The sequence below is a fragment of the Devosia epidermidihirudinis genome, assembly GCF_000971295.1.
Taxonomy (GTDB): domain Bacteria; phylum Pseudomonadota; class Alphaproteobacteria; order Rhizobiales; family Devosiaceae; genus Devosia; species Devosia epidermidihirudinis.
The window spans coordinates 30,676-44,013 of the sequence record NZ_LANJ01000020.1 but is presented as its reverse complement, the minus strand read 5'-3'; the positions used below and the strand labels follow the sequence as shown (position 1 = coordinate 44,013).

Below are 13,338 nucleotides of genomic sequence, written 5' to 3'. Positions count from 1 at the left end.
GGGCACCATGTGCCTTGGTGGAGGGGCTATCTCGTTTTTATGACTGTATCAATCATATTATCGCGGCGGCGCCGCTTGAGCGTTGTCCCATCACAAACCAGCGATGCGGCGGCTGGCCTCATTGCTTTGTGCGGGTGAGCGGGTAGACAAGGCTCTGCAATAGGAGCGTCACCCTCTTGGAATTCTCTCTGCCTTTGGTTTTAGGTGCGGGCGTGCTGAGCTTTCTTAGCCCATGCGTGCTGCCACTTGTGCCGCCTTATCTCACCTATATGAGCGGGGCGAGTTTTGATCAGCTCCGTGACGAGGGCACCACTGCGGGCGCTTTGCAGCGACGCGTGGCGTTCACCTCGCTGTTCTTCATCCTCGGTTTTTCGGTGGTGTTCGTTACGCTGGGCGCTACCGCGACCGCGTTTGGACAGGCGTTTCGCCAGTTGTTGCCCTACATTACGCCGCTGGCTGGCGTGATGATCATTGCGATGGGCCTGCATTTCATCGGGGTCTATCGAATTGGCATTCTCGATAGGCAGTTGCGCCATAATGGTCCCGGCGTTGCCAGTGGGCCGGTTGGCGGGTTCCTGCTTGGCCTCGCCTTTGCGATCGGTTGGACGCCGTGCATCGGCCCCGTGCTGGCGGCGGTACTGTCGGTTGCGGCGAGCCGTGGAACGGCATGGGAAGGTGCGGGGCTGCTGGCGCTGTACTCGCTGGGGCTGGGCGTTCCGTTCTTCCTGGCGGGTATCGCCATCGGGCCGTTCCTCGCCTTCTTCAACGGCTTCAAGCGCCACCTGCATACGGTTGAGCGCGTCATGGGCGTGCTGCTGGTGATCACCGGCCTCCTGTTCATCACCGGCGATTTCACCCGCATTTCTTACTGGTTCCTTGAGACCTTCCCTTTCCTCGCCAACTTTGGCTGAGATAGGAATGCCTTAACCCTAGTAAGCATTTCCGCGTACGCAGCGGCCTTCGTCGCAGGAATTCAAGCGTGGTTTAACCTCGGAGCGTACACAGTACTGGCTCTGGGGGATGCTGCCATGCTGGCAATCGACGGGAACAAGGCGGGGGAGGTTGGCGACGGCATCGACCTGATGCCGGCTGCTGCACGCGTCCTCGGCGAAATCACGGCTATGGTGACGTCGGACATCGAGCATATCGAGGCGATCTGGCGCAGCCTGCAGGCTGGAAACATCGAATCCCCCGGACAGAATTTCGACTTCATCCGTCTCTGGATCGAAGATCGCGGCATTAAGCGCGATGATCAGCGATACCTCGTCGGCTGCGTCGATGGCGCGCCTGTGGCCCTGATGGCGTTGCATCGCAAGCGCGTTTATGGCGTGCCCGTGTTCACCTGGTTCCCCGGCGCTAATGTCGGCTGCTATGCGCCCTTGGCCAAATATGACGTGCTGGCAGACCTTGGCCCGGTTGGGCGGAGTCTGTTGTGGCAGGTGATGCTGGCGCGGCTCGAGGGCGCGGACGTGGTCTATCTGCGGTCCATGCCAACCGAGCTTGGCGGCCATCCCGGGCTGCTCGACGAGCTTGGTCAGACGCTGACCGTCGAGACGCTCTATCGCTCGGAGTATTCAAGCTGGGAAGAGTGCGATCAACTGCAGCGCAGCAAGTCGCGCCGCAAGCACGATCGGCAGCAGGGGGATCGGCTCAACGCCATGGGCGAGGTGACCTTTGAGGTCATCAATAATGGCGGCGACACCGATTGCGCCATCGAAATCATGTTCAAGCAGCGTTCTGCGCGCTTCAAGGCTATGGGCATTCGCGACGCCTTCCTCCGCCAGCGGCTGGTTGGCTTCTATCACGCGATGGCAAAGCCGGATTCAGGGGTTGATATCCGGCTGCATGTGCTGCGGCTGAACGGCGACATAGTCGCCGTGCGCTACAACGTGGTGCATGGCAATCGGCTGTTCTGCTTGATTTCATCAATGAGTGACGATGCCGAAATCCAGCATGGCTCACCGGGAAAACAGTGCCTGTTGCGGGTGATGCAGACGGTGTTCGATGAGGGGTACCGCACCTTCGACATGGGTAGCGGGTTCACCGATGAGAAGCGGCACTGGTGCAATGTGCAGACGCCGTTGCGCCAGCATTATGTGGGCCTGACCCCGCGCGGCACCTTGATCGTGTCGGCGCATCAGGCCTTCCAGAAGACGCGGGCGCGGATCAAGGCGAACCGGCAGCTGAAAACTGTGGTGCGGGGCGTTCAGCAGGCCATGGACAAAGTGCTGGGGAACAAGGCCGGGCACGAACACTAGGCGCGCGCTATAGAAGCTTCAGGCCTCTTAGCGACGCATGCCCGGATTTTCCGACGATGATGTGATCGTGCAGCGTGATGCCCAGGGGCTTTGCGATATCGGCGATTTCCTTGGTCATGCGGACGTCCGCAGAGGACGGGGCAGGGTCGCCCGAGGGGTGGTTGTGAACCAGGATCAGAGCGGTGGCTGACAGCTCCAGCGAGCGCTTGATGACTTCGCGGGGATAGACCGGTGTGTGATCCACCGTGCCGGTCTGCTGCACCTCATCGGCGATCAGGCGGTTCTTTTTGTCGAGGAAGAGGATGCGGAACTGCTCGACGGACTCGAAGGCCATCTGGCTGCGGCAATAGTCGATCAGCTGGCTCCAGGACGACAGGATCGGCTTTTCTGAATCTATCCGGTCGCGACCAAAGCGGGCAGCGACCGACTGGATCACCTTGATATGGGCGACCGATGTGGCACCGAGGCCATCAACCTTTTCGAGCCGCGCCTGACTGGCGTTGAACACGCCTGAAAACGAGCCGAACTCGCGCAGCAGGGTTTTGGCGAGCGCCTTGGTATCGCGGCGGGGGACGACGAGCTGGAGAACCAGCTCGAGCAATTCGTAATCTTCCAGCGCCTCGCCGCCCACCTTGAGGAAGCGTTCGCGGACGCGCTGGCGGTGACCGGCATGGTCGTCGGGCTTATCAAGCGGCCCTGGGAAACTGGCCTCGGCAAAAGCGTCGGGCCGGTCACACATTATGCAGACCGCGCTGCCAGCGGGTTAAACAGGCCACCAGGGGAGAGTGTGAAAATCTCGTGCCCGGTTTCGGTGATGCCGATGGAGTGTTCACACTGCGCCGACAGGGTCCGGTCGCGGGTAACCGCCGTCCAGCCGTCAGACAGGATTTTGACATGCGGGCGACCGAGGTTGATCATCGGCTCGATGGTGAAGATCATGCCGGGCTTGAGCGGAACGCCAGTGCCGGGCGTGCCGAAGTGCATGATGTTGGGCTCATCATGGAACAGGCGGCCAAGGCCATGGCCGACAAAGTCGCGGACCACGCTCATGCGCTCGGCTTCGGCGACGGCCTGAATGGCGGCGCCGATGTCGCCGGTAGTCTTGCCGGGCTTGGCCATTTCGAGGCCCGCCTCAAGGCTGGCATAGGTGATCTCGATCAGGCGCTCGGCCTTCCGCGAGATTTCGCCCACGGGATACATGCGGCTCGAGTCGCCGTGCCAGCCATCAACAACCAGGGTCAGGTCGATGTTGACGATGTCGCCGTCGCGCAGAGGGCGCTCGTCTGGAATGCCGTGGCAGACGACATGGTTGAGCGAGGTGCAAAGGGAGTGGCGATAGCCGCGATAAAAGATCGTCGCCGGAACCGCGCCATTGTCGCGCGCAAACTCATAGGCCACGCGGTCGATGGTGGCTGTGGGGACGCCGGCTTCGACATATTCGGTGATGATGTCGAGCGCCTTGGCGGTTAGCGCGCCGGCCTTGCGCATGCCCTCGAAGCCTTCCTCGCCATGCAGCGGGATGACGCCGGAAGCGCGGCGGGCTTTGGTGGATGCGTCGACATAGGTAATCATCAAGGACTCCGGAGAATTGGCCTTAAATTAGTCGTTTGAAACCCCGAAGGGAAGGCCAACACGCTTGCTTGACGCCGATATCGCGCAGGGGCATTGCTGAAGTACAGATTGCCGCAGGGAATTGACCAATGACCACTCCAGATAGCGTCACCGCCGGACTTCTCGTCATCGGCGACGAAATCCTTTCGGGCCGCACCAAGGACGTCAATATTGGCGCCACCGCCGACTTCTGCACCGATCTGGGGATCGACCTCAAGGAAGTGCGGGTGGTGAGCGACGAGACGGACGACATCGTCGACGCGATCAATGCCCTGCGCGCACGCTACACCTATGTGTTCACCACGGGCGGCATCGGGCCGACCCATGACGACATCACCGCTGACGCCGTGGCCAGGGCTTTCGGCGTGGCTCTGCCAATCAATGCGCAGGCCCGTGCTATGCTGGAAGCGCGTTGGAAAGAAACCAGCACAGTGGTCAACGAAGCGCGTCTCCGCATGGCGCGCATTCCCGAAGGCGCGGACCTGATCGTCAATTCGGTCAGCGCAGCGCCGGGCTTCCGCATCGGCAATGTGCATGTAATGGCGGGCGTGCCGATCATCATGCGGGCGATGCTGGAAGCGCTGGCGCCCACGCTCAAGGGTGGCAAGAAGGTTTTGTCTGTTACCATCAAGACGGCGGTGGGTGAGGGGACTGTCGGCGGGCCGCTGGGCCTGCTGCAGCAAGAGTTCCCGGATGTCAAAATGGGCAGCTATCCGCAGATGGGCAATGCCCTAGGGCGGCCAACGACCGAGCTGGTTCTGCGCTCGTCCGATCCGGTTCGGCTGGAAGAGGCGGCGGTCAAGGTGCGGGCCATGGTCGACGAGGCCCATCGCAATGCCGGTGTGACTGCGCCTGAGCAATGAGCGTCCGCTTTAACGACGCCTGAGCATAACTGCCGTGGACGGTTGGCGTGACGGTCCGTGTTTGATAAGCACAACGCCTGATTTTTTCGCGGCACGGTACGGCGCGCGTGCAGGAGATATGATTTGAGCAATCCAAACCAGAAGTCGTTCCCGGTCACCTGGGACCAGTTCCACCGCGACAGCCGCGCCCTCGCGTGGCGTCTGGCGGGGCTCGGCACGTTTGATGCCGTGGTGGCGATTGCCCGTGGTGGCCTCGTGCCAGCGGCTATCGTGGCGCGCGAGCTGAACATCCGCACGGTCGAGACCGTCGCGGTGAAAAGCTATGACCACCAGAACCAGAGCGGCATCAAAGTGCTCAAGGAGATCAGCCAGTCTGTTCTCGATCTGGCCAAGAACGGCGCCAAGGTGCTGATCGTGGACGATCTGGTGGATACCGGCTCGACTGCTCGCCTGGTGCGTGAAATGCTGCCCGGCGCACACTTCGCCACCGTTTACGCCAAGCCAAAGGGCCGCGAAATGGTCGACACCTTCATCACCGAAGTGAGCCAAGACACCTGGATTTTCTTCCCGTGGGATCTGGATGTCGCCTATGTCGCGCCAATCTCGGGCGGCACCGACTAAGCGCTGTTTCGGCGTAGAAGCGAACAATTTGCGGCGAGGCACTCCGGTGTCTCGCCGTTTTGCTGGACGCCTTCAGACAGGCGTTACGCGCTTTTCGAAGAAATAGTCGGGGTAGGGATCGTCGTTGAAACGCTCGATCTCGGTCCAGCCGGACTTTTGATAGAGCGCGAGCGCTTCAGGGAGCGCGCGATTGGTGTCGAGGCGCAGGAGTGCCACGCCGGTTTCGGCGGCGATGCGTTCCAGCTCGGTCATGAGGCGGCGGGACACGCCGAGCCCGCGCGCGGCGGGGGAGACCCAGAGGCGTTTGACTTCGGAATAGCCTTTGTCGGTGCCCTTGAGGCCGACACAACCCAGCGGCAGGCCATCGGATAGGGCAAGGATGAAGCTGCCGCGTGGTGGGCGCATATCCGCCGCGTCGGGATCTGCCGAAAGCGTCACGTCAAAGCCGTGTTCAAGCCGGGCGGCTAACTCGGCGTAATAGGCCTGTAGGCAGCTGATTGCACGCTCGTCACGCGGGTCGACCTGCTCATAGGTTATGCGGTCCCGGCCCATGGCAGACGCAACAAGGTCCATCGCCGCCAGCAACCGGTCGGGTGCCTGATGCTTGTTCAGCATGGCCTGGGCCTGAGTGTTGGAAAGGGTTTCGTAGGCCGTATATTCGACTTCGCCGGCAGCGGTCAGCTTGACGTTGCGGCGACGGCTATCCTCGGCGCCAGCTTCGATCTCGATGAGGCCTTCAGCCTCAAGTCCGCGCAGGAGGCGGCTCATCAGCCCGGAATCGAGCTGCAGATATGAGCGCAGTTCGCTGACTTCGCTCCGGCCGCCGCCAATGGCATTCAGCAATCGGGCAGGGCCGAGCGGGCGACCGCGGCCAAGGAAGGATTCGTCCAGCACTCCGATTTCGCTGGTGACGGCACGCTGGAAGCGCCGAATGCGAGAGATTGCGTCGGTTGTCATGATTGATCTCGAAAGTATCTGACTAAAGTCAGGTAATACGTGTCGAAAATCAAGTCCCGATTTTTACGAGATTGAAAAAGGGCAGGTGGGTGCCCCGACCTGCCCATTGATCGCGGCTAGTAGGCGGCCTGAACGTCCAGCACCCAAGTGATGCCGAACTTGTCTTTCACCATGCCGTAGAGCGGCGCCCAGCCGGATGGCGCGAGCGGCTGGACGATGGTCGCGCCGTCGATCAGCTTTTCCCAATAGCGGGTGATCTCGGCCGCATCAGCGCCGCGCACTGAGACGAAGACCGGGATCGTGCCGGGATTCCAGTCCATGCTTGATGGCACGTCATAGGCCATGATGCGGAAGCCATCGGGCGAGGCGACTTGGCCAAAGGTGACCTGATCAGCTTCGGCCTCGTTCTTGATATTGCCGGTGTCGCGATAGGTGAACACCATTACGTCGCCGCCGAACACGGTCTGGTAGAACGACAGGGCAGCGCGGGCATCGCCACGGAAATTGAGGTGTGTGGTGGTCTGGATGGTCATTTTCACATGCTCGTTGGTGTGCGGTAATGAGCCTGTTATACGGGGTGCTAACTGACAATTTCCGGCAGTTGGATAATGGCGCGTCCCGACCGACTTTTTCGACTTCTCCAGGCGATGCGCGTCATGCCCGCGCCGATTACGGCTGCGCGGCTGGCCGAGGAAATGGACGTGTCGCTGCGTTCGCTCTACCGCGATATCGACAGTCTGCGGGCGGCTGGTGCGCGGATCGAGGGCGAGCGTGGCTACGGCTACCGGCTCATCGAGGACTATTCCCTGCCGCCGCAAACCTTTGATCGCGCTGAGATTGAAGCGCTTGCGCTGGGACTGGCCGAAGTGCAGCGCATGGGCGATCCGGCTTTGGCCAAGGCGGCTGTTTCGGTGTTGGCCAAGGTGGCCGCGACTTTGCCGGATGATCGGGAGAGTTACCTCTTCCACGCGATATCGCAGGTTTATCGGCCTGATGTTCGCTACGCCGCGACGCGCAATATGGAGATCATCCGCGAAGCCTGCTGGCAGGAGGAGGCGCTCCATATCGGCTATACGGACAAGGCGGGCGACGTCAGCGAGCGGACCATTCTGCCTTTGGCCGTGATGTACACCGACAGGACGCTGACCGTTTTGGCGTGGTGTTGCTTGCGCGAGGCGTTTCGCATGTTCAATACCGATCGCATCGTCAAGCCGACGCTGGTTGGCCAGAGCTTCCGCCCGCGCCGGGCGTCACTGCTGCGCGAATATCTAGCAGAGTTGAACCAGCGTCAGGTTGTGGGCGGTCCTCAGGCGGGGCGATAGACTTGCGCCATTGCGCCGCCCGGAAAGGCCTTTGAGCTGACGACCTTCAGATTGAGGGGCGCGGGCAGGTCTGAGAACAAGGGCTTGCCCCGGCCCAGCGCAATCGGGTGAACGCCGAGGATGAACTCGTCCACCAGACCCTGAGCAACCAGAGCCCGCGCAAAGGTGGCGCCGCCATGGGCGAGGATCGGTTTACCGTCTTGCGCCTTGAGCCTGGCGATTTCCGTCGCGAGATCTCCGCTAAGTACCTGAGCCGCCTTCCAGCTCTCACCGCCGGTCTGTAGCGGGCCTTCTGGCAGGGAAAACGAAGACAGGATGGCTGGTCCCGGTCGCGAGAAGACGGCCTTGGGGATCTGGTTCATCGGCGGCGCAAACGCCATGGTTGAGGTTGGCCAGAACGGCGCCATGCCCAAGAACGACGTGCTGCCCATGATGTGCAGGCTCGCATTCCACGTCGCCGCCACCGACCAGTCCTTGGCCTCTTGATCAGCCCCGAACATCCACGCATTGGTGCCGTCCATGTCGCTGACAAACCCGTCGAGCGACATGGACATTTTCAGGATCAGCTCTCGCATTTTCGTGCCTCGCATCTGTCGGTCGGATGACCCGATACTGCAACGACGAGCGACACTGTCCGGCTTGCACACGGTGCTGCGATTTATTGGAGAGAGGCCTTGGGACTGTGCAAGTGCCGCCCGACCTTCGCAATCAGGATCTCGATCAATTCAGGCTGCATGAATGTGTAATTGTCTCTGATTTCGAGGCAGATGACTTGTTTGCCCTTGAGTTGTCTCTGGAACCGTTTGGCCAGCAGGGCACGATGGCGACCTTCCATGACAAAGATGGTGTCTGCCCAGTCAATATGGTCAGCTGAAACCTCGATATCGGCATCGGCACTCGTGCCCGCGGAATCGGTTTCTACATTCTCCCAAGACGCAAATACCGCTTGTGCGGTTGGACTTCTCAGTCGATTGCGGCTGCAGATGAAAAGGGCGTTCATGGCCAAAATCTACCGGCAATGCATTCCGATATCCAGCCGGTGGTGCGGGCGGCGGAGCTCGAACCCGCACGGCTATCGCCGAGGGATTTTAAGTCCAGAGTCTATTTTTAGAGTTCTCGGTCACAATTTTTGAATTTTGTGACCGAAAATCATGTTTTGTTCATGGCGTTTATTGTGAAAATCAGGCAGCTTGCGTCTTGGATTTCGTAAGTAAAATCAAGGGTTTGGTGCGGGCGGCGGGGCTCGAACCCGCACGGCTATCGCCGAGGGATTTTAAGTCCCTTGTGTCTACCATTTCACCACGCCCGCTTGGCCCGGTCGCCTGTGTTTGTCACAAGGTGGACGACAAGACAATTGCAGTAACCGATTCTGCCTGGAGGCCACATGATTGAACGGATCGAAACCGGGATTGCCCCATCTTCTGCGCCAATCAGCGATGCGGTGCGGGCCGGTAAGCATGTGTGGCTGGTGGCAATCGCCGAAGACCCGGAGACGGGCGCAATCGTCGAAGGCGGCATCGAGGCGCAGGCGCGCCGCTGCATCGAGAACCTCAAGATTGGGGTGACGGCCGCTGGTGGCACGCTGGCCAATCTGGTGATGGTGCAGATTTTTCTCACCGATAGCGTCGATGCGGCGGGCATGAACGCGGTCTATCGCGAGTATTTCACCCAGCAGCCGTTCCCCGTGCGGGCGACGGTGGTCGTCAAGGAGCTGCTGGCCAAGGGCCTGCGTATTGAAATCACGGCACAGGCGGTGTTGGACTAATGCTGCTCAAGCGCGAACTGCTCGAAGAGATAAAGGCTGGCAAGGTCGACCTGATTTTCCGCCGCTGGAGCAAGCCGACGGTCAAGGCGGGTGGTACGCTCAAGACCAAGGTGGGCCTGCTGTCCATCAAGGCGATCACCGATATGTCGCCCGATGACGTGACCGAGGCCGAGGCGCAGCGCGCTGGCTTCAAGGACGTGGCCGACTTTCGCAAGTGGCTCGACACAATGAAGCCGGGACATTTGTTCCAGCGGATTGAGGTTGGGTATATCGGGGAAGTGTAGGGGCTTTTCGCTTCCCTGCGCGCTTCTATCCACACACACCACGCTGCCCTCGGACTTGTTCCGAGGGCCTTTAGCCGCTTGCGCCGTGAGGTGAGTGGCCCTCGGGTCAAGCCCGAGGGCAGCACGGTGCTAGCTGCTGCATAGTGCCACCCAAATCCCCTTGACGAACCCATACCCATTTGGCTATGAATTAACCCATAGCTGAATGGGTATGTATCTATGTCCAGCGTGCAGGATGTTCTGTTCAAGACATTATCCGATCCGACGCGGCGGGCGATCTTTGAGCGCCTGTGCCGCGATGGGGAGACGACCGTTGTTGCACTGACGGCACAGGCGGGCGTTTCGCAGCCCGTGGTGTCCAAGCATCTTGGCGTGCTTAAGCAAGCCGGGCTTGTGCAAGGGCGGCAGGACGGTCGGCAGACCCACTACAGCGCGCAACTCGACGCATTGGCGCCGCTGACCGACTGGACACGAGAAATGACCGGGTTCTGGCAGAGCCGTTTCAACAGCCTCGAAGACCTGCTCAAGAGGATGGATCAATGACACAGACGCCTGTCGTGCTGCTCTCGGGTGGCAATCCGCAGATTGCCAAGGGGTATGGCGATGAGCCTGTGCAGGCCTATATCGCCGCGATGCCGGGCTGGAAACAGGCGGTGGGCAAGCGGCTCGATGCGTTGATCGAGCAAGCCATTCCCGGCGTCAGCAAAGCCGTCAAATGGAACACGCCGTTTTATGGGCTTGAGGGGCAGGGGTGGTTCCTGGGTTTTCACTGCCTCACCAAATACGTGAAGGTGTCCTTCACGCAGGGCGCGTCGCTATCGCCGATGCCGCCCGGCACATCCAAGCAGAAGGATGTGCGCTACCTCGACATTTACGAGAACGATGAGATCGACGCGGCGCAGTTCATCGACTGGGTGAAGCAGGCAAGCCTGCTGCCCGGCGACGAAATCTGAGCCCCAACACAGCCAAAGGATGAGTGCCATGAGCCAGACAGCAACCGAATTGCGCTCCGTCGTGATCGAGCGCGAAATGTCCTATCCACCCGAAAAGATCTGGCGCGCGCTGACCCAGCCGCACCTGATCGCAGAGTGGCTGATGCAGAGCGATTTCAAGCCGGAGGTCGGCCACGGCTTCAAGTTCACCGCTGACTGGGGCGCGGTGGATTGCCAGGTCAAGGCGGTCGAGCCGAACAGGACGCTGTCCTATAGCTGGGACGCCTATGGACTGGAGAGCGTGGTTACCTGGACGCTGACGCCAACCGATGCGGGTACGCATCTGCGCATGATGCAATCGGGCTTCCGCCCCGATCAGGACCAGGCCTACTTTGGGGCGCAGGCGGGCTGGAAGGCCTTCCTTGGCAAGCTGGAGACCGTCCTCGAACGCGATATCTGAAGCATGACGCCAAAAGAGCAGATCGATGCACTGATTGCCGGGCTGACCGATTGGCGCGGCAAGACGCTCGCCGATATCCGCCAGGCCATCCTTGAGGCTGATCCTGAGATCACCGAGGACTGGAAATATATGGGCAGCCCGGTGTGGTCACGCGATGGCGCGATTGCTGTCGGCAATGCCCACAAGGACAAGGTCAAGCTGACCTTTTCCCAAGGTGCGAGCCTCGCCGATCCGGCGGGGCTGTTCAACAACGGCTTCAACGGCAATGTCTGGCGGGCGATTGATATTGCGGAGGGCGAGGCGGTTGATCTCGACGCGCTGATGGATCTGGTGCGGGCCGCGATCGCGTTCAATCAGGAAAAGCTGCGCGGGCGGGCGGGGGCCAAGCGGGCGAAGAAATAGGGCGCTTGGTGCGTTGGAGCGGCTTTGCCTGTTGGTTTCCATGCTCCCCAACCCACAGTGTTGTCCGAGGGCGGCGCCGGCGAAGATTGAGGATGAAGGTGTTCGGAGTGTGTGGCGAGATGGATTGCCCGGACGAGCCGGGCAATGACGGTGGTGGTGGGATCGAGCGACTAACGACTGCTGCCGCGAGTGACCCCAATCCCTCCCACTCGTCATCACCCGGCTTGTCCGGGTGATCCACCTCCGCGAAATCCTAGAAAGGCGTCGGTGCCACAAAGGTCATGAACTCATCCGTTGTCGGATGGGTGAAGCCCAGTTCCGCCGCGTGGAGTTGCAGGCGATCGGCGGCGGCGAGGGTTTCGGTGTCGCCATAAAACACATCACCCAGAATCACATGGCCGATTGCCTTCATGTGGACCCGCAGCTGGTGGGTGCGGCCGGTGAGGGGGTGGAGACGGACGCGGGTGGCGTTGGCTTCGCGTTCAAGCACGGTCCATTCGGTTTGCGATGGGCGGCCGTTTTCGTAGTCGACGCGCTGGCGCGGTTTGTTTTCCCAGTCGGTAGCGAGCGGCAGATCGACGAGGCCGCTATCCTCTTCGATGATCCCGGCAACGCGGGCGATGTAGGATTTGGTGGTCTTGCGGTGCTCGAACTGGCTGCCAATGCGGCCATGGGCGCGCTTGTTCAGCGCCATCACCAGAACGCCTGAGGTATCCTTGTCCAGCCGATGGCACATACCGGCGGTGGGCCAGGTTTGGCGAGCGCGATACTCCAGGCAGTCCCACAGCGATGGGTCTTTGCCGGGTACGCTCAAGAGGCCACTCTGCTTGTCCAGCACGAGAATGTCGTCATCGACATGCAGGACATTCAGATAGGGATCGAGCGGGGGAAAGTAGTCTTTGAGGGTGGGCATGGGACCGGGCATGGGCGCGGTTTAGCAGAGCGCGCGCCGTTGACCAACACTCGTGTGCGGCTCACAAACCGGCGATGTGATCGAGAATAATCGGAACTGACCCCGGGGTGGCACGTTGTTCTGGCAGCGAAACACGAAGGAGGTTCTCATGAACAAAGATCAGGTTGATGGCGCTGGCAAGCAGGTCAAGGGTGCCGTGAAGGATGCTGTTGGTGGTCTCACCGGCAACACCAAACTTCAGGCCGAAGGCAAGATGGACAAGGCTACTGGCAAGGTCCAGCAGAAGGTCGGCGACGCCAAGGAATCTGTTCGTGATGCGCTGAAGAAATAGTCTCCCCCGAGACACGGAAAGCCGCCCAAAGGGCGGCTTTTTTGTTTTCAGGTGAAACTGTATTGCAGCCGCGCGCAGGCGGGTCCGAGCATTTTCGCGGATTTCAGTTTCGGCGACGCGCGCAGCCCGGTGGGCGGGAACAGTGGAATGCCGCCGCCGATGATTTCAGACATGACATAGACTTCGATTTCATCGAGCGCGCCACGCTCCATGAAGGTCATCTGCAGCTTGCCGCCGCCCAGCATCCACACATTGCCATCCTCTAGCGCGCGCAACTCAGCGATGAGGGCGCCGATGTCCGATCGCGTTTCGAGTGGACCCTTGGGGTTTTCGATGGGGCGCGATGTGACGACGATGACGCGTTTGCCCGCATATTCCCAATCGCCGGGGAATTTGGCGACCCAATCATAGGTCGCACGCCCCATGACCACGGTCTGAATGGTTTCGATGAAGTGGTGATAGTCGTGCTCGCCTAAATCGAGACCGGGCTGATTGGTAAGCCAATCGAGGTTTTCATCGGCCGTGGCGATAAAACCATCGAGGCTGGTAGCGATATATCCAACGATTCTGGCCATCTGGACTCTCCTGTTGTAGGGTCATAGATTATATAAATGAACGT

General features: G+C 60.6%; 20 protein-coding genes and 1 tRNA gene. 12 read left to right on the top strand and 9 right to left on the bottom strand.

Annotated features, from left to right (window positions below):
* The first annotated feature begins 176 nt into the window (after nt 1-176).
* Both WH87_RS13475 and WH87_RS13470 read left to right on the top strand, forming a co-directional pair.
* Nucleotides 177-911, top strand: coding sequence for a cytochrome c biogenesis CcdA family protein (locus WH87_RS13475; RefSeq protein ID WP_046138758.1), 735 nt, complete (start codon nt 177-179; stop codon nt 909-911).
* A gap of 117 nt (nt 912-1,028) precedes the next feature.
* Nucleotides 1,029-2,258, top strand: coding sequence for a GNAT family N-acetyltransferase (locus WH87_RS13470; protein ID WP_046138759.1), 1,230 nt, complete (start codon nt 1,029-1,031; stop codon nt 2,256-2,258).
* Between the two features lie 7 nt (nt 2,259-2,265).
* Here WH87_RS13470 and radC read toward each other — a convergent pair whose 3' ends face one another.
* Together radC and map are read right to left on the bottom strand one after the other, a co-directional pair.
* Nucleotides 2,266-2,997 (bottom strand): RadC family protein, encoded by a 732-nt coding sequence (gene radC / locus WH87_RS13465; RefSeq protein WP_046138760.1) that lies wholly within the window; start codon nt 2,995-2,997, stop codon nt 2,266-2,268.
* Nucleotides 2,997-3,830, bottom strand: coding sequence for a type I methionyl aminopeptidase (gene map, locus WH87_RS13460; protein ID WP_046138761.1), 834 nt, complete (start codon nt 3,828-3,830; stop codon nt 2,997-2,999). Before map ends, radC begins: the two co-directional genes overlap by 1 nt.
* A 128-nt stretch (nt 3,831-3,958) precedes the next feature.
* On the opposite strand from map, the gene WH87_RS13455 reads away from it, so the two are divergent.
* Nucleotides 3,959-4,732, top strand: a complete 774-nt coding sequence (locus WH87_RS13455) for a competence/damage-inducible protein A (RefSeq protein ID WP_046138762.1) — start codon at nt 3,959-3,961, stop codon at nt 4,730-4,732.
* 123 nt (nt 4,733-4,855) lie between these two features.
* Entirely contained in the window at nt 4,856-5,353 is a 498-nt protein-coding gene (gene gpt, locus WH87_RS13450) for a xanthine phosphoribosyltransferase (protein ID WP_046138763.1), read from the top strand.
* A gap of 72 nt (nt 5,354-5,425) precedes the next feature.
* Here the strand turns inward: gpt and WH87_RS13445 are convergent, their stop codons facing one another.
* Nucleotides 5,426-6,310: a helix-turn-helix domain-containing GNAT family N-acetyltransferase gene (locus tag WH87_RS13445; protein WP_046138764.1), complete on the bottom strand. Its 885-nt coding sequence runs from the start codon at nt 6,308-6,310 to the stop codon at nt 5,426-5,428.
* A 116-nt stretch (nt 6,311-6,426) separates the two neighbouring features.
* Nucleotides 6,427-6,843 (bottom strand): VOC family protein, encoded by a 417-nt coding sequence (locus tag WH87_RS13440; protein ID WP_046138765.1) that lies wholly within the window; start codon nt 6,841-6,843, stop codon nt 6,427-6,429.
* 75 nt (nt 6,844-6,918) lie between these two features.
* On the opposite strand from WH87_RS13440, the gene WH87_RS13435 reads away from it, so the two are divergent.
* Entirely contained in the window at nt 6,919-7,632 is a 714-nt protein-coding gene (locus WH87_RS13435) for a helix-turn-helix transcriptional regulator (RefSeq protein ID WP_046138766.1), read from the top strand.
* On the opposite strand, the gene WH87_RS13430 is transcribed toward WH87_RS13435, so the two are convergent.
* The 3 genes from WH87_RS13430 to WH87_RS13420 form a co-directional block, all read right to left on the bottom strand.
* The gene (locus WH87_RS13430; RefSeq protein WP_046138767.1) at nt 7,617-8,207 is read right to left on the bottom strand and encodes a dihydrofolate reductase family protein; all 591 of its coding nucleotides are present in this window, start codon (nt 8,205-8,207) and stop codon (nt 7,617-7,619) included. The genes WH87_RS13435 and WH87_RS13430 overlap by 16 nt on opposite strands.
* A gap of 83 nt (nt 8,208-8,290) precedes the next feature.
* A complete protein-coding gene (locus WH87_RS13425; RefSeq protein WP_046138768.1) occupies nt 8,291-8,632 on the bottom strand; it encodes a low molecular weight protein tyrosine phosphatase family protein in 342 nt (113 codons plus the stop codon).
* 225 nt (nt 8,633-8,857) lie between these two features.
* Nucleotides 8,858-8,941: transfer RNA gene (locus tag WH87_RS13420), tRNA-Leu, on the bottom strand.
* A gap of 75 nt (nt 8,942-9,016) precedes the next feature.
* Between WH87_RS13420 and WH87_RS13415 the strand changes: the two genes are divergently transcribed.
* The 6 genes from WH87_RS13415 (at nt 9,017) to WH87_RS13390 (ending at nt 11,475) form a co-directional block, all read left to right on the top strand.
* Complete coding sequence (locus WH87_RS13415) at nt 9,017-9,397, top strand: RidA family protein (protein WP_046138769.1); 381 nt, start codon at nt 9,017-9,019, stop codon at nt 9,395-9,397.
* Nucleotides 9,397-9,681, top strand: coding sequence for an ASCH domain-containing protein (locus WH87_RS13410; protein ID WP_052726365.1), 285 nt, complete (start codon nt 9,397-9,399; stop codon nt 9,679-9,681). The genes WH87_RS13415 and WH87_RS13410 overlap by 1 nt, the downstream gene beginning before the upstream one ends.
* A 219-nt stretch (nt 9,682-9,900) precedes the next feature.
* Entirely contained in the window at nt 9,901-10,224 is a 324-nt protein-coding gene (locus tag WH87_RS13405; protein ID WP_046138770.1) for an ArsR/SmtB family transcription factor, read from the top strand.
* Nucleotides 10,221-10,634, top strand: coding sequence for a DUF1801 domain-containing protein (locus WH87_RS13400; RefSeq protein ID WP_046138771.1), 414 nt, complete (start codon nt 10,221-10,223; stop codon nt 10,632-10,634). The genes WH87_RS13405 and WH87_RS13400 overlap by 4 nt, the downstream gene beginning before the upstream one ends.
* Before the next feature lie 28 nt (nt 10,635-10,662).
* A complete protein-coding gene (locus WH87_RS13395; protein WP_046138772.1) occupies nt 10,663-11,073 on the top strand; it encodes an SRPBCC family protein in 411 nt (136 codons plus the stop codon).
* A gap of 3 nt (nt 11,074-11,076) precedes the next feature.
* Nucleotides 11,077-11,475: a DUF1801 domain-containing protein gene (locus WH87_RS13390; protein ID WP_046138773.1), complete on the top strand. Its 399-nt coding sequence runs from the start codon at nt 11,077-11,079 to the stop codon at nt 11,473-11,475.
* Nucleotides 11,476-11,728: 253 nt separating this feature from the next.
* Here the strand turns inward: WH87_RS13390 and WH87_RS13385 are convergent, their stop codons facing one another.
* Entirely contained in the window at nt 11,729-12,388 is a 660-nt protein-coding gene (locus WH87_RS13385) for an RluA family pseudouridine synthase (protein WP_245622415.1), read from the bottom strand.
* Nucleotides 12,389-12,536: 148 nt separating this feature from the next.
* On the opposite strand from WH87_RS13385, the gene WH87_RS13380 reads away from it, so the two are divergent.
* Entirely contained in the window at nt 12,537-12,719 is a 183-nt protein-coding gene (locus tag WH87_RS13380) for a CsbD family protein (RefSeq protein ID WP_046138775.1), read from the top strand.
* A 47-nt stretch (nt 12,720-12,766) separates the two neighbouring features.
* Here the strand turns inward: WH87_RS13380 and WH87_RS13375 are convergent, their stop codons facing one another.
* Complete coding sequence (locus WH87_RS13375) at nt 12,767-13,294, bottom strand: dihydrofolate reductase family protein (RefSeq protein ID WP_046138776.1); 528 nt, start codon at nt 13,292-13,294, stop codon at nt 12,767-12,769.
* Between the last annotated feature and the right edge of the window lie 44 nt (nt 13,295-13,338).